This window comes from Allobosea sp. P4_E12 (assembly GCF_056401655.1).
Genome location: NZ_JBFUIY010000014.1, coordinates 151,370 through 166,832 on the forward strand (window position 1 = coordinate 151,370; position 15,463 = coordinate 166,832).

Consider the following 15,463-nt stretch of genomic DNA (forward strand, 5'->3'; position numbering starts at 1 on the left):
AAAACAGGGGCCCGTCGGGCCCCTGTCATATCTGGTCAAACCGGAGCGCCTTACTCGGCAGCGCTATCGGTTTCCGAACCCAGCGCGTCCATGACTTCGCGTGGCGAGCGGCGGCGGCGCGTGCGCTTCGGTGCGGCAGCCTCTTCGGCGGCCGGCGCTTCGGCAGGAGCAGCAGCAGCCTCGACCGGTGCCGCAACGGGCTCCTCGGCGACGGCGATCGGAACCCGGACCGGATTGGTCAGGAAGGACGGAAGCGAAGCAGCGACATCGTTCGCCTCGCCTTCAGGCTCGACCTCCCGGCGCGGACGACGCTCGGCGCGCTCGGGACGCGGCCCCCGCTCCGGCCGGTCGCCGCGCTCGAAGCGACGCTCGCCCTGGCTCTGCGCCGGGGCGTTCTCGCCCTGCTCGGTAGAAGCCGGCTGCTCGGAACGCGGCGCGAAGCCCCCGGGCTGGCCGTTCTGCCCGCCTTCGGGACGGTCGAACCGGCGTTCACCACGATCGGGGCCACGGTCCTGGCGATCATTGCGATCGAAACGGCGGTTGTTGCGGTCGTTGAAGCGATCGGTGCGGGGCGGGCGGTCGAAGCGTTGGCCGTTGTTCTGCTGGCCATCCTGGCCCTCGCCATCCCCACGGGGGGCAGCATTCTGGCCATAGCCGTTGCCGTTCACGCCTCCCTGAGCCTGATGCCGCAGCTCAGGCTGAGGCGAGCCCTGCGGGAAGGCAGCGTTCTCATCGCCGTCACCCTCATCGTCCCCCTCGTCGCCCTCCTCACCAAAGGCGCGATTCGGCGGGAAGCTATGGCCGTATTGCTGGGCCATCTGCTCCTGCGCCGCGAGAAGGATGCGATAATAGTGCTCAGCGTGCTGGAAATAGTTCTCAGCTGCGACCGGATCACCCGACGACTGGGCATCGCGCGCCAGCTGCAAGTACTTCTCCGCGACATGCTGAGCGGTACCACGAACTTTGACGTCCGGGCCGTTCGACTCGTAGCTGCGCTGCAACGGGTTGGGCGACTTTCGATTGCCGTTGTTGTTATTGTTATTGTTGTTGTTGTTACGGCCGCGCATACGCCGGTTCTGACCTGGTCTCATTCGCGTCTATCTCGCGCTCTGTCTGTTCAAAGCAACCGGGTCACTGTCATACGCGTACCGGCACGCGGCGGGTTGCGGCGCCGTGCCGGAGGGAGTCGACCTGAAGGGGCAATGCGCCGTTCTTGGTCTTCACGCGCTCGTTTCCAAAAGAGGCGGTAACTCGCCCCATGAGCCGAACGGCACATCCATGCCTTCGGAATTCCGATCTTGCTTTGTCAGTTCCGTCAAACTTCGGACGTGTCCGGAGGCAAATCCTCGTCAATCAGGAGGAGGTTGCCCTAGGCTCGGCGCTGACGACACCAGCTTCGGCTGGTATCTGCATAGCGGCTTTTGCGTCCGGTTCCAAGCAAATTCGCACAATCTCTGTGCGTATCCGGTTCAGCGGGAGAAGATCAGCGCGCGCTCGTGTCCACCAAGGTCCTTGCGCGCTCCGTGATACCGGAAGCCTTCGGCCCGCATCAAGGCAGAGACATCCGGCTCCTGCCCGGCACCGATCTCGAAAATAACGATGCCACCCGGTGCCAGAAACGGCGTCAGCTCGCGCGCGAAGAGCCGATACGGAACGAGCCCGTCGATCCCGCCATCCAGCGCCAGGAGCGGATCATAGGCGCGCACAGCCACATCCAACCCGGGAATCTCATCGCCTGGAATATAGGGCGGATTGGAGACGATCAGGTCGAAGCGGCCCTCAAGGTCCTTCACCCAGTCGCCTTCCCGAAACGCCACGCGGTCACCGACGCCATTTGCAAGGGCATTTGCGGCTGCGACCTTGCAGGCCTCTCCCGACAGGTCGATACCCAGGCCCCTGGCCTGCCTGAACTCACTCAGGATCGCGATGAGCAGGCAGCCCGTGCCAGTCCCGAGGTCCAGCACCGACAACGCGTCCCCGCGCCTCTCACGAAGGGAATGGACCGCGGCCTCGACGAGCGTCTCGGTATCGGGGCGCGGCTCGAGCGTCGCTGGCGAGAGCTTGAAGGTCAGTCCCCAGAACTCACGCTCGCCGAGGATGCGCCAGACAGGTTCGCCTGCCAGCCGCCGCGCGACGTAGCCATCCAGATCCGCGGCGGCCTGCTCACCGAGCAGAGCGTCGTCCTCCCCGCCGGCCCCAGCCACGGCTTCAACAAGAAGGCGCGCATCAAGTATCGGCGTATCGCCCCCCGCAGCGCGCAGACGCGCCGCAAGCTGCCGGCGTGCCTCCCGAATGGTCAGCACACCGACAGCTTGTGGCGAAGGCGTTAGAGCGTCGCCACCGCTCTGCAGTGGCGACGTCACTGGGTTGGTGCTCGCATCGACATCAATTGCCCTGCATCTTGTGGTCCATGCAAATCTTCATCTTCTGATTGATTGAAGATTTACTCTCGCGCGCTCCGTGCATTTCCTGCGAACACGCCTTGCGCGCCTGCGACTGCGTCATCGCATTCTGCAGCGGCACGGCCTGTCCCTGGACGACGCGGCCAAAAGTCTGAGTCTGCGCCTCAGCGGTCCCTGCCGTAGCCAGCGCCATCAGACCGGTCATCGCAATCACTGATGCAAGTTTCATGGTTTCCTCCAGCCTGCTTTCAGGTCGATATGGAAACAACGCCAGTCCGGTAAAAAGGTTTCACGCGCCGCTTTGCGCTGCAAGCAACGTCGCCTGGTGCTCCGCCGTAAGGGCATCGATGATCTCGTCGAGCGCCAGCCCCTGCATCATCTCGTCGAGCTTGTAGAGCGTCAGGTTGATGCGATGGTCGGTCACGCGGCCCTGCGGGAAATTGTAGGTGCGGATCCGCTCGGACCGGTCACCGGAGCCGATCTGCGAGCGTCGGTCCGCCGCGCGTTCGGCGTCGGCCTTCATGCGCTCCATGTCGTAGAGCCGGGCGCGCATCAACTCGAAGGCACGCGCCTTGTTCTTGTGCTGCGAGCGCTCATCCTGGACCACGACCACGATCCCGCTCGGGATATGGGTCAGGCGGACGGCCGATTCGGTTTTGTTGACGTGCTGGCCGCCGGCGCCCCCGGCACGCATCGTGTCGATGCGCAGATCGTTGTCATTGAGCGCGACGTCGACCTCGGTCGCCAACGGCAGCATCGCCACCGTCGCGGCCGAGGTGTGAATGCGGCCGCTCGCCTCGGTATCCGGCACGCGCTGGACGCGGTGAACCCCGGATTCAAACTTGAGCTTGGCATAGACGCCCCGGCCCGAGATCTCCGCGATGACTTCCTTGTAGCCCCCAACCGTGCCTTCGCTCTCCGAGATGATGTCGACGCTCCAGCCCTTCTGCGAGGCGTAGCGCTGATACATCCGCAGCAGGTCTCCGGCGAAGAGCGAGGCCTCGTCGCCGCCGGTGCCGGCCCGGATTTCCAGAATGACGCCGCGTTCGTCGGCAGCGTCCTTGGGCAGGAGAGCGATCAGGATCTGGTGGGCACGCGTGTCGATCTCGGCTCGAGCGGTGTCCCGCTCCTCATAGGCGAGATCGCGGAATTCGCTGTCGGTCGCCGGATCGTCGATCAGCCCCTGCGCCTCGTCGAGAGAGGCCTGCGCATTGCGCCAGGAGGCAATCGCTGCAACGACGGGTTCGAGCTCCGCCAGCTCCTTGGCAAGCTCTACCGTACGCACGGCATCGGTCGAGCGATTGATCTCGTCGGTGGCAACGGCGTGGCGAGCGACGATGCTGTCGAGACGGTCTTGAGGAAGCTGAAGGGACATCAGGAACTCGGAAACACTGTTTGGGGACCGGCGAAGCGCGCTTCAGCGTCGCTAGACCGGCACTTTCAATTCGGTCGCCAATGCCGAAAGCTGCGAACGCAGGCTCGATGCACCATCGGAAGAGGCGAGCATCCAATCCATACGCTCGCGCAGCTTCCTGACGTCAAGCGCACGCAGCATCGCCTTGACCGGCCCGAACGACGCCGCCGACATCGAGAAGGAGCGATAGCCTAGGCCGATCAGCGCCATCGTCTCCAGCGGCTTGCCACCCATTTCACCGCAGACCGAGACCGGGCAACCTGCCTCGCCCGCAGCCTCAACGATCGTGCGCAGCGCGCGGAGCGCTGCAACGCAAAGCGGATCGAAACGCTCGGACACCCGGCGGTTCTCACGATCGGCTGCGAACAGGAACTGCATCAGATCATTCGTGCCGATCGACAGGAAGTCGGCCTCGCGCGAGATTTCTGCCAGTTCGAACAGCAGCGATGGCACTTCGACCATGACGCCGAGCTCGAGATTGGTGGGCGCCGGACGCTCCTGCTTCTCCATCATGGCGAGCTCGCGGCGCACGATGAAGCGCGCGCGCAGGAACTCGTCCACGGTCGCGACCATGGGCAGCATGATGCGCATGTCCTGGCCGGCTCCGGCCCGCAGCATCGCCCTGATCTGGCCGCGCAGCAGGCGCGGCTTGTCGAGGCCGATCCGGATCGCGCGCCAACCGAGCGCCGGATTCTCCTCCTCGACGCGTTCCATATAGGGCAGCACCTTGTCGCCGCCGATATCGAGCGTCCGGAAGACAACCGGCCGGCCCTGCGCCGCCTTGAGCACGGCCCCGTAGAGAGATTGCTGTTCGGTCGTCGTCGGCATGTGCTGAGCGACCATGAATTGCAGTTCGGTGCGGAACAGCCCGATCCCTGCGGCGGCGGTCTCATCGAGACTGTGCATGTCGACCAGAAGGCCGGCATTGATCTGGAGGTTGATCTCGACCCCGTCCTTGGTGACGGCCGGCAGATCCTTGAGCTTGCGGTACTGTTCCTGCTTGCGGGCGCGCAGGCGGGCCTTGTCCTTGTAGGCGTTCTCGACGTCCGGCTGCGGACGGATCTGCACCTCGCCAGCCTGGCCATCGACGATGACGGCGTCGCCGGACTGGATCAGCGCGGTTGCGTTGACGATCTCGCCGACGGCCGGAATGCCAAGCGCCCGCGCCACGATGGCGATGTGGCTGGTCGGTCCGCCTTCCTCGAGGATAAGCCCACGCAAACGGACGCGGTCATAATCGAGCAGCGCCGCCGGCCCCATCGAGCGGGCGATCAGGATGGCGTTCTCGGGCAGCTTCTCGTGAGCAACGCCATTCGCCTTGCCCATCAGGGTCCGCAGCAGCCGATTGGCGAGATCGTCGAGATCGTGCAGGCGCTCCCTGAGATAAGGGTCGGTCTGGCGCAGCATTTTGGCGCGGGTGTCGGATTGCACACGCTCAACCGCCGCCTCGGCGGTGAGGCCGGTCATCACCACCTCGCGCATCCGCCTGAGCCAGCCCTGGTCATGGGCGAACATGCGGAATGTTTCGAGAACGTCACGATGCTCGCCGGTATGAGCCACGTCGCCACGCTCGATCAGTTCGTCGATCGCGGTGCGCATCTCGGCGATAGCGGCCTCGAGCCGCTTGACCTCGCGGGCAGGATTCTCGGCAATCAGATTGGTGATCGCGACCCGGGGTTCGTGGAGAACGGCGTAGCCGAGCCCGACACCGTCCGCCAGCTTGACGCCGACACCGTGAATCGGCCGGTCGAGGCCAATCATGCTGCCGGGCGGCGCCAGCGATTTCAGCCCGCCGGCCGCGATCATCTCCGCCATGATCATGGCGGTGGTCTGCAGTGTCTCGATCTCTTCCTCGTTGTAGAGCCGCGACGCGCGATTCTGGATGACGAGGACGCCCATCACGGCGCCGCCGCGCAGGATCGGGACGCCAAGGAAGGAATGATAAATCTCTTCGCCCGTCTCCGGACGATAGGAGAAGGCCGGGTGCGACTGCGCGTCGGACAGGGCTACAGGCTCGGCTTCGCTCGCGATCAGGCCAACGAGACCTTCGTCGGCGCGCATCCGGGTCAGGTGCACCGCCTCGCGATTCAGGCCCTCGGTCGCATAGAGTTCAAGCGAACCGTCCTCGAGCAGGACATAGACCGAACACACCTCCGCGACCAGATTGCCGGCGATCAGGACGACAAGCCGATCCAGCCGCTCCTGCGGGCTGACGGGCGCTGCCATGACCTCGCGGAGACGGCGCAGCAGAACGCCCGGACCTCCGAGAGCGCCTCGCATCAAATCGGCCCTCCGCCCGCCTCCTCAGACATCGTTGCCGATGCCGCTCGCAGACCTGATACCTGGCTCCGGATGAGTCGGCAGCATGCCCCGGTTCTTGTCGCCTTCTAGCGAGCGAAAGGAGTGTTCGGCAAGGGCCGCCGTTACAACCCCGAGGTGAAATCGGCGGCAGCGCTTCTCATTAATGTGGCAAGCGCCCGTTTCCAGCCGCGATTTGTGACAGATCCGACAATGTCGGAACGGTCGTTGCGGCGCCGCTTGCGGATTTGGCCGGAGCGCGCGAAGTCGCCGGTCGCTGCTTGGCTCCGGTCGCCGGCTTGGCGCGAACCGCTCTCTTGGTCGCTGGGAGCGTCACCGGAAACCCGGCTTCGCCCTCTGAGAGCGCGGCAAGATAGGTCTCGGTCCACCAGCCGATATCGGTTGCTGCGATGGTGGCGTAGAGCTTCTCGAAACGCCGGATTCGTTCCGGCTTCGGCATGACCAGCGCCTGCTGGATCGCCTCCGACATTTCCGAGAGATCGTAGGGATTGACGATCAGCGCGTCCTTCATCTGGCGCGCCGCCCCGGCAAAGCGCGAAAGGACCAGCACGCCGGGATCGGCGGGATCCTGCGCCGCAATGTATTCCTTGGCGACCAGGTTCATGCCGTCGCGCATCGGCGTCACCAGCCCGACTTGGGCACGGCGATAGAAGCCGGCCAGGACATTGCGGGAATAGGCCTTCTTGACCACGCGGATCGGCGTCCAGTCGAATTCGCCCAGCGCTGCGTTGATCCGCCCGGCCGTCTCGTCCGACTGGCGATCGAGTTCCGCATATTCAGGAACATCTGAGCGGGAGGGTGGCGCGATTTGCAGCATACCGACACGGCCGCGCTGCTCGGGATTTTCCAGCAGGAAGCGCTCGAAGGCCTCCAGGCGTTGGACGATTCCCTTGGAGTAATCGAGGCGATCGACGCCGATGACCAGCTTGCGGTCTCCAAAGGCCTCGGTCGCGCGCCGGATCGACACCGCGGTCGTGCGCGCAGAACTCGTCGCAAGCTTGCGAAAGCCTTCGACATCGATGCCGATCGGGAAAGATTTGACCTGGATCGAACGCCGACCGAGGCGGACCCCGTCGCCATCGACCTTTGCGCCGCAGAGATTGACCAGTCCGCTCACCACATTGCGCGCATCGATCTCGGTCTGCAGTCCAACGAGGTCATAGGCGCCGACCGTCTTCATCAGGGTGATGCTCGAGGGCAGAGCGCCAAAGACCTCGGAGGGCGGCCAGGGGATGTGGTGGAAATAGCCGATCCGGTTCTTCACCCCGAGCCGCCGAAGTTCCGCAGCCAAGGGGATCAGGTGGTAATCGTGAACCCAGATCAGGTCGTCCGGCCGCAACATCGCGACGAGCGCCCTGGCAAAGCGGCGATTGACGGCGAGATAGCCCGCATAGTCGGCCCGCGAGAACTCGGTCAGACCGAGCCGGTAATGCATGTTCGGCCAAAGGGCCCGGTTCGAGAAGCCGAGATAATAGGTCTGCCGCTCCTCCTCGCTCAGATCGGTCACCGCATAGGTCACCTTGCCGCGCTGGAGCGTCCGCACCGCACGGGTCTTCTCTTCGCTGACATGCCCGCTCCAGCCGAACCAGAGCCCGCCATGTTTCTCCAACGCCTCCCGTAACGCGACGGCAAGACCGCCGGCGGCGACCTTCTCGCTGCGGTCGGGAATGGTGACGCGATTGGAAACGATGACGAGACGCATGTCCGGGAAAACTCCGATCAGCCGGCTGCCCGAATTTCGACACCGGAAGCGGGAACAGAACGCGCCGGCGCACGTAATGTTTCCGAGGGGCTTCGGATGTCAGATGGCGAAGCCGCGTCAGGCTCGCGCTGAAATCATGATGACTGTGGCAAACTGAAAGCAGAATGTGGCAAGTTCACTAACATCCGCCCATAGCGCGGATGATGCAAGAACCCTCGCTCAGGCATTGGACAGCTCACCTGTCGTTCTTTCGCCCGTTTCGTCACGCAAACAGAACGAGATGATGGAACTGATCGAATCGGAATCTACCAACGAATCCCGCGACTTCACCAAGGTGGCGAAGCAGGTCGCTCTGTTTCTCGACTTTGACGGAACGCTGGTCGAAATTGCGCCGATGCCCGACGAGGTCAAACTCGACAGGCAGCTCGCGCCGGCGCTCGATACGCTGCGCTCTACGCTGGGCGGAGCGCTGGCGCTTGTCTCCGGGCGCCCTATCCCCGACCTCGACGGGTTTCTCGCCCCCTATCACTTCGACATCGCCGGCCTTCATGGCGCACAGATCCGCCTCGGCGGAACCATCCGCAGCCAGGCGGACGCTCCCGAAGCCCTGCGCGAGGCGCTGCGGGAGCTCATCCGTTTCGCCAACAGCCATGTCGGCATCCTCGTCGAGGACAAACGGATCTCGGCCGCTCTGCACTGGCGCCTGGCGCCGCAACTCCAGGATGAATCCCTCGCGCTGGTCAGGAAGCTTGCAGCCGGGATGGGCCCCTCCGTGCGTTTGCAGGAAGGCAAATCGGTCGCCGAGCTGGTCCCAGCCGGGGCCAGCAAAGGCAACGCCATTTCCTGGCTGATGCGGGAAGCACCCTATAGCGGCCGGACACCGGTCTTCATCGGCGACGACATTACCGACGAGGCGGGCTTTGCCACGGTGAACGCGCTGGGCGGCCTGTCGATCCGCATCGGTGCGGGCGAAACCTGTGCCGGCCAGCGCCTTGCTTCCCCGACAGCGCTCCGCACCATCCTGCTCGCCGCCGCAGAAAGCGGCAGCCTGACGACTGACGCTTTCTGCCAAGGCTGATCATGACCGTAGAAACCTCCACCACGGCGCGGCATTCCGCCTCGCTCGATCTCGGCGTGATCGGCAATTGCTCGATCGCCGCACTGATCGACCGGCGCGCCCATATCGTCTGGGGCTGCTTTCCCCGCTTCGACCGCGACCCGGTTTTCTGTTCGCTGATCGACAACAAGCCCGATGACGGCGACGCCATGCCCGAGAAGGGCGTGTTCGCGATCGAACTCGTCGGCATGACGCGATGCGAACAAAGCTATCTCGACAACACCGCGATCCTTTCCTCAGTCCTGTCCGACGACCAGGGCAACGCCATCGAGATTCTCGATTTCGCGCCTCGTTTCGTGCGCTACGAGCGTTCTTTCCGGCCGCCGCTGCTGGTGCGGCGCGTGCGCCGGCTTTCTGGCCGGCCGCGTATCCGGGTCGTGCTGAAGCCATGCCTCGGCCTCGGCGAATTGCCGGACGAGATTACGCGCGGCTCCAACCATGTCCGCTATGTCGGCGCCGACCAGACGATCCGGCTGACGACGGATGCGCCGATCTCCTATGTGATGGACAGCGTCCCTTTCGCGGTCGACCGGACCTTCTCCTTCTTCATCGGCTCGGACGAGGCATTGCGCGCCGAGATCGAGACGACCGCGCGCGAGTTCCTGGACAAGACGACGGATTACTGGCGCGACTGGGTGCGCTCCCTCTCCATCCCCTTCGAGTGGCAGCAGGAGGTCATTCGCGCCTCGATCACGCTGAAGCTTTGCAGTTTCGAGGAGAGCGGCGCCATCGTCGCCGCGCTGACCACCTCGATTCCGGAAGCTCCCGGCACCCAGCGCAACTGGGACTACCGCTTCTGCTGGCTGCGCGACGCCTATTTCGTGGTGCATGCGCTCAATCGGTTGGGCACGACGCGGACGATGGAGGATTACCTCGGCTTCATCACCAATATCGTCGACACCTTCTCCGAGAGCGGAGCGGAGCATCTGCCGCCACTCTACCCGATCACGCGCGGCGGCGTGCTGACCGAATTCGAGGTGCCAAACCTGTCAGGCTATCGCGGGCACCAGCCCGTGCGTGTCGGCAACGGCGCAGCGACGCAAATCCAGAATGACGGCTACGGCGCCGTGGTGCTCGCGGCGACGCATTCCTTCTTCGACCGCCGCCTGATCCAGCCCGGCAAGGACGCGCTCTTCGGGCAGCTCGAGCGAATGGGCGAGCTCGCGATCGCAGTCTTCGACAAGCCCGACGCCGGCCCGTGGGAGCTGCGCGAGAAGCAGGTCGTGCATTCCTTCTCCAGCGTGATGTGCTGGGCGGCCTGCGACCGGCTCGCACGCATCGCCGGGACGCTCGGTCGCACCGACCGCAAGGACTATTGGCGTGGAGAGGCCAAACGTCTGAAGGGCGTCATTACCGACCAGATCTGGAACCAGGAGAAGGGCACCTTCGTCTCGACCTTTGGCGGCAGCGATCTCGACGCGACCCTGTTGCTGATTGCGGAGCTCGGCTTCGTCACGGCGGAGGATCCGCGCTATATTGCGACCGTCGAAACCATCGGCCGCGAGCTCGGCCGCGGCGACCTCCTGCTGCGTTACGGCACGCAGGATGATTTCGGCTTCATGCATACCGGCTTCTTGATCTGCGCCTTCTGGTATGTCGACGCGCTGCATGCGATCGGCCGGCGCGACGAAGCCAAGGACCTGTTCTGCCGCATCCTGAAACGGCGCAACAGCTTTGGCCTGCTTTCGGAGGATGCCGATCTCGAAACCGGCGAGCTCTGGGGCAATTTTCCGCAGACCTATTCCATGGTCGGGCTCATCAATTCGGCGATGCGGCTCAGCCGAAATTGGGAAGAGGCGTTCTGAGGGCCCACTGAAACAAGGGGCCATTCCCGCCATCGACGCTCGCCCCGGGAGCGAGCATCGATGCAGTTTGCGTCGCCGCCCTGTCAGCAGCGATTCGGCCGACGGATGGTCGGCGCGCGACCGCGCATCCGCGTCGGGGCAATGCGCCCGGACCTCACTCCATGCGCGCAGGCGTGCGCATCACGGCAAGCGCCAGCACCTGCGCCGCCGGCACGATGCTCTCGACTTCGAGGAATTCGTCGGGAGTGTGCGCCATTCCGCCGATCGGGCCGACAGAGCACAGCGTCGGGCAACCCTGCGCCGCAGTGAAGCCGGAATCCGCACAACCACCGGTGAACTCGGCGCTGACGCTGATCCCGAAGCTCGCGGCGGCATCACGATAGGTATCGTAGAGGGCAGCGGCCTCGGGGGTTTTCTCCAGCGGCACGAACTCGCCCTTGATGGTCAGTTTCGCACTCGAGCCTTCGACGATGGGGGTCTCGATGATGCCGCGGATCGCGCTGACCAGTTCATCGCGCTGCGCGGCCGTGACATAGCGCAGATCGATTTCGCACCAGGCATGGGGAGCGACCGTATTGACGGTCTGGCCGCCGCCGATCAGCCCGACATTGACGGTGACGCCTCGCTCGAGATCGGTCAGCCCCTGAAGCTTCGGGATCTTGTGGCCGAGGTCGACAATGGCCGAGACGCCCTTCTCGTAATTTGCGCCGGAATGGGCGGCCTTGCCGACGAATTCGGCACGCATGAAGACGCCACCCTTGCGGCCGCTGGTGATCGACTGCTTGTGATCGCGCAGGAACTCGGTGCCAGGCGGCAGCCGGCTCGGCTCGGCATTGAAGACACAGCGCGATTCACGCGCCGCCGCCTCGATGATCGGGCGCGAAGAGGGGGAAGCGATCTCCTCGTCGCTCGTCGTCAGCATGGTGAGCGGAGCGGAAAGCCCACCGCATTCGGCAAAGGCGGCGGCGACGAAGGCCTCGATGACGAGACCAGCCTTCATGTCGGCGACACCGGGACCATAAGCCCGGCCGGCCTTGATGGTGAAGGGCCGGCGCGTCGGCTCGCCTTCCGGGAAGACGGTATCGCGATGTCCCAGCAACAGCACCGGGCGCTGGTCGTTGGCGGCCGGATTCGGCAGTCGCGCCTTGACGGCATCGCCATAACGAGCATCCGGGATGATCTCGACGCTGAGCCCGTTCGCTTCGTGGAACCGGGCGAGCACCTGCCCTGCCCTGTCGACGCCCGGCTTGTCATAGGAGCCGGAGTCGGTGTCGACCATCTCCCGCAGGAGCGCGACCATCGCGTCCTTGCGGCTGGCAAGCCACGCCGTCACCTTGGCTTCGTCCGGGGTCAACTCACTCATGGCCTGCGCTCTCTTGGTTCCGAATGGGACCGCGAAGCTAGAGCAGGACTGCGAAGTCTGGGAACGGGCATTTGCGCCGGACAGCCCTGCTTTTGCCGAGCAGACCTCTTCACGAGAATGCGCCCGCCGCATTGCGGCGAGCCTCAGCCGTCAGATCAGCGGATCGTATCGGGTCCGATGATCTGACCTTCTGTGCTTGCATCGGCTTCCCCGAAAGCTGCAATCCACCCTTGGGGCCGATTCCCAAACCGCCCGGTTACGCGCCTTGGGCGAGATGCGTGATGGCTGCAGCAACGCCACCGGCACCATGCGGGATATTCTGCGCCTGCAAGGCCATTTCGACGGCGCTCAGGCTGCCAAGCACCATCGGCGCATTGACATGGCCCATATGGGCAATGCGAAAGGCCTTGCCGGCGAGATCGCCGATCGCGAGCCCGAGCGTCACGCCGCAGACCGTCCGCGCATAATCGGTGATCGAACTCGGATCGCCCTGAACGAGGATTGTCGTGACCGAGGGCGCCCGCTGCGATGGTTCCTCGATATTGCAGGTCAGGACCTGGCCCTCGGCCCATCGCGACATGGCAGCATGGGTTGCCCCGGCAAGCAGGGCATGACGGCGCCAGACAGGCTCCAGTCCCTCCTCGAGGATCATGTCGAGCGCGGCGCGCAGGCCGAACATCAGATGCTCGGGCGGAGTGCCGAAATGCTTCATGTAGAGGAGCGGGCTCAGCCGTGAGGTCCAGTCCCAGTAGGCCGTCCGCATCGTCGCGTGCGGATGCGCGTGCAGCGCCTTCCCGCTCGCCGCGACGAAGGCCAGCCCGGGCGGCGTCATCAGCCCCTTCTGCGACGCAGACATGGCAATGTCGACGCCCCAATCGTCCATCTCGAACCGCATGCAGCCGAGCGAGGCGACGCCATCGATCATGTACAAGGCCGGGTGGCCGGCGGCATCGATCGCCTTGCGCACGGCCTGCACGTCGTTGACGACGCCGGATGCCGTATCGATCTGCACCATGAGCACGGCCTTGATCTCATGGTTCGTGTCGCGCCGCAGGCGTTCCTCGACGGCCACCGGATCGACCGCTGCGCGCCATGACCCGGCGAGGACCTCGACATCTGCCCCCAGGAAACGGGCCATCTCGCCCCAGCCTACGGCAAAGCGCCCGCTCGCCAGCACGAGAACCTTGTCGCCGCGGGAGAGCACATTGGTCAGGGCCGCTTCCCAGCCGCCATGCCCGTTGGCGGCATAGATGAAGGTCTCGCCCTTGGTGCGGAAGATCTTCCGGAAATCGGTCAGGAGCGTCTCGGTCAGATCGAGGATCGGCTTGGAGCTGAGTTCCTCGGCCGGCCGCATCATCGCCTGCAGCACGCGATCGGGGATATTGGTCGGGCCGGGGATTGCGAGCAAAGCCCGGCCGTTGGCGACACTCATGAAAAACTCCTGCTGGCCTTGCTGCGCCGCATGTCCATGCCCGTTGCGGCCGGGGCTACGACGCATGATGTCCGGCACGATATCCGGAAAGGGGATGTGAGCTAGCGCTGCGCTTCCGTCGCCATCTTCACCGCGAGGCCGGCAAGCACCGTGCCCATCAGCCAGCGCTGCACCACCGCCCAGAACGGCCGTGTGCGAAGGAAGAGGGCAATGCTGCCGGCGGTAAAGATGATCAGCGCATTGACGCTGCCGCTGATCACGATCTGGATCGCGCCGAGCACCAGCGACTGCGTCAGGACATTACCCGCCGCGGGATCGATGAACTGCGGCAGCAGCGCGAGATAGAACATCGCGATCTTGGGATTGAGCAGGCTGGTCAGGAAGCCCATGGCAAAGAGCTTGCGCGGCCCGTCAGGCACCAGCTCGCGAACCTGGAAGGGCGAGCGCCCGCCCGGCCGCAGCGCCTGCCAGGCGAGGTACAGGAGATAGGCCGCGCCACCGAAGCGCAGCGCGTCATAGGCATAAGGCACGGCGAAGAGCAGCGCCGTGATGCCGAAAGTGGCGCAAAGCATGTAGATGACGAAGCCAAGCACGACGCCGATGAGCGAGATCAGCCCGGCAGCATGTCCCTGCGAGATCGAGCGCGAGATCAGGTAGATCATGTTCGGACCGGGCGTCAGCACCATGCCGAACGCGATCAGGGCGAAGGCAAGCAGGCTCGAGAGCTCGGGCATGGCGGGTCTCCGAAACAGCGCCGGCAACCTGCATCGAACCGGAACAATCGACAAGCCGCATGGAACAGTGGGCCGCCATGCCCGTTTCTCACGCCAACCGCCCGAATTTCTGCGGACAGACAGCGCCTCTCATGTTGCTCTTCAGTCGCATCCTCTACACCGCCATTGCGGGTTCCCTGCTCGCCGCCTCGGTGATGCTGATGGTGGTTGCGGTCTGGCGGACGTTCACCGGGTTCCGAACCGGCGACGGCGCACTTGAGACCATGCTCGACGGCATCGGCCTCGTGATCATTGCGGTCGCGGTCGCGGATGTCGGCAAATTCCTGTTCGAGGAAGAGGTGATCAGCGATCGCGAATTGCGGCGCCCGGCAGAAGCGCGCGGCTCGCTGACCAAATTCATGACGATCATCATCATTGCGCTCAGCCTGGAATCGCTGGTGCTGATCACCAAGGCGTCGCGGACCACGATGAGCGACGTCGTCTATCCCGGCCTGCTGGTCCTGCTCGCTGTGCTGGCGATGGTCGGGCTCGGCCTGTTCCAGAAGCTGAGCCAGAACACGACGGCAACCGTGCCTGAAGCGAAAGAAGACAGCGACAAGCCTGCCCCCGTGAAGACTCTGGCCCGGGCGAAACGGACCAAGCAGGCCTGAACCGGAGGGCCGTTCAGCGCGGTTCGTCGACGAGGAGGAGATCGGTATCCTCGGGTCTGGTGCCGGCCGCCGTCAGCATGGCGTGAACCTGCCCGCGATGATGCGTCTGGTGGTTGAACATGTGCATGAGCGCAAAGGCGCGCGGCTTGCCGAGTTCGCGGCCGGCGGCCCCCGAATACCAGATCAGGGTCCCGCGCAGCCAGTTGGCGTCGACGGTAGCAGCCCAGGCCAGGATCGCCTCGTCGCGCTCGGCACGCCGACGGCGGAACTCGGCCCAGTCATCGACATAGATCGGTGCATCGCGGCCGCTGATCGGCGGCTTGGGCGTCCCGATCAGCCGGTGGAGCCAGATTTCGTCGGCCCACAGGATATGGTTCAGCGTACCGTGGATCGACTTGAAGAAGGCGCCGCGATCCCGACGGCGACCTTCCTCGTCAAGCGTATCGGCCGCATCGCACAGGCTCCGGTTCTGCCAGGCGTTGTAGCGCGCCATGGTCTGAACATAAGCCGGATCGACCATGCGTG

The 15,463-nt window shown here is 64.7% G+C and carries 13 protein-coding genes; 3 read left to right on the top strand and 10 right to left on the bottom strand.

All coding sequences use genetic code 11. From position 1 onward, the window contains the following. Positions 1-50 precede the first annotated feature (50 nt). The 6 genes from AC1DW9_RS19270 to otsA form a co-directional block, all read right to left on the bottom strand. The gene (locus tag AC1DW9_RS19270; protein WP_441506058.1) at positions 51-1,067 is read right to left on the bottom strand and encodes a DUF4167 domain-containing protein; all 1,017 of its coding nucleotides are present in this window, start codon (positions 1,065-1,067) and stop codon (positions 51-53) included. Between the two features lie 402 nt (positions 1,068-1,469). Next, positions 1,470-2,303: a peptide chain release factor N(5)-glutamine methyltransferase gene (gene prmC, locus AC1DW9_RS19275; RefSeq protein WP_441506136.1), complete on the bottom strand. Its 834-nt coding sequence runs from the start codon at positions 2,301-2,303 to the stop codon at positions 1,470-1,472. 82 nt (positions 2,304-2,385) lie between these two features. Beyond that, a complete protein-coding gene (locus tag AC1DW9_RS19280) occupies positions 2,386-2,631 on the bottom strand; it encodes a hypothetical protein (RefSeq protein WP_441490096.1) in 246 nt (81 codons plus the stop codon). Between the two features lie 60 nt (positions 2,632-2,691). Continuing rightward, a complete protein-coding gene (prfA, locus tag AC1DW9_RS19285; RefSeq protein ID WP_441479668.1) occupies positions 2,692-3,777 on the bottom strand; it encodes a peptide chain release factor 1 in 1,086 nt (361 codons plus the stop codon). Between the two features lie 51 nt (positions 3,778-3,828). Continuing rightward, entirely contained in the window at positions 3,829-6,096 is a 2,268-nt protein-coding gene (gene ptsP, locus AC1DW9_RS19290) for a phosphoenolpyruvate--protein phosphotransferase (RefSeq protein ID WP_441506057.1), read from the bottom strand. 181 nt (positions 6,097-6,277) lie between these two features. Next, positions 6,278-7,837: an alpha,alpha-trehalose-phosphate synthase (UDP-forming) gene (gene otsA / locus AC1DW9_RS19295; RefSeq protein ID WP_441506056.1), complete on the bottom strand. Its 1,560-nt coding sequence runs from the start codon at positions 7,835-7,837 to the stop codon at positions 6,278-6,280. Positions 7,838-8,120: 283 nt separating this feature from the next. On the opposite strand from otsA, the gene otsB reads away from it, so the two are divergent. Then, on the top strand, positions 8,121-8,915 hold the full coding sequence (gene otsB / locus AC1DW9_RS19300) for a trehalose-phosphatase (RefSeq protein ID WP_441506055.1): 795 nt from the start codon (positions 8,121-8,123) through the stop codon (positions 8,913-8,915). Between the two features lie 2 nt (positions 8,916-8,917). Beyond that, a complete protein-coding gene (locus AC1DW9_RS19305) occupies positions 8,918-10,759 on the top strand; it encodes a glycoside hydrolase family 15 protein (RefSeq protein WP_441490100.1) in 1,842 nt (613 codons plus the stop codon). A gap of 154 nt (positions 10,760-10,913) precedes the next feature. Here the strand turns inward: AC1DW9_RS19305 and AC1DW9_RS19310 are convergent, their stop codons facing one another. The 3 genes from AC1DW9_RS19310 to AC1DW9_RS19320 form a co-directional block, all read right to left on the bottom strand. Continuing rightward, positions 10,914-12,122 carry a M20 family metallopeptidase gene (locus tag AC1DW9_RS19310; RefSeq protein ID WP_476767876.1) on the bottom strand — a complete coding sequence of 403 codons (1,209 nt, stop codon included), beginning with the start codon at positions 12,120-12,122 and terminating at the stop codon, positions 10,914-10,916. A gap of 256 nt (positions 12,123-12,378) precedes the next feature. Continuing rightward, on the bottom strand, positions 12,379-13,554 hold the full coding sequence (locus tag AC1DW9_RS19315) for a pyridoxal-phosphate-dependent aminotransferase family protein (RefSeq protein WP_441490102.1): 1,176 nt from the start codon (positions 13,552-13,554) through the stop codon (positions 12,379-12,381). A 101-nt stretch (positions 13,555-13,655) separates the two neighbouring features. Next, complete coding sequence (locus AC1DW9_RS19320; RefSeq protein WP_441490103.1) at positions 13,656-14,288, bottom strand: LysE family translocator; 633 nt, start codon at positions 14,286-14,288, stop codon at positions 13,656-13,658. A gap of 131 nt (positions 14,289-14,419) precedes the next feature. On the opposite strand from AC1DW9_RS19320, the gene AC1DW9_RS19325 reads away from it, so the two are divergent. Then, positions 14,420-14,938, top strand: coding sequence for a GNAT family acetyltransferase (locus AC1DW9_RS19325; RefSeq protein WP_441506053.1), 519 nt, complete (start codon positions 14,420-14,422; stop codon positions 14,936-14,938). Between the two features lie 13 nt (positions 14,939-14,951). Here the strand turns inward: AC1DW9_RS19325 and AC1DW9_RS19330 are convergent, their stop codons facing one another. Beyond that, on the bottom strand, positions 14,952-15,458 hold the full coding sequence (locus tag AC1DW9_RS19330; RefSeq protein WP_441506052.1) for a DinB family protein: 507 nt from the start codon (positions 15,456-15,458) through the stop codon (positions 14,952-14,954). Positions 15,459-15,463 lie beyond the last annotated feature (5 nt).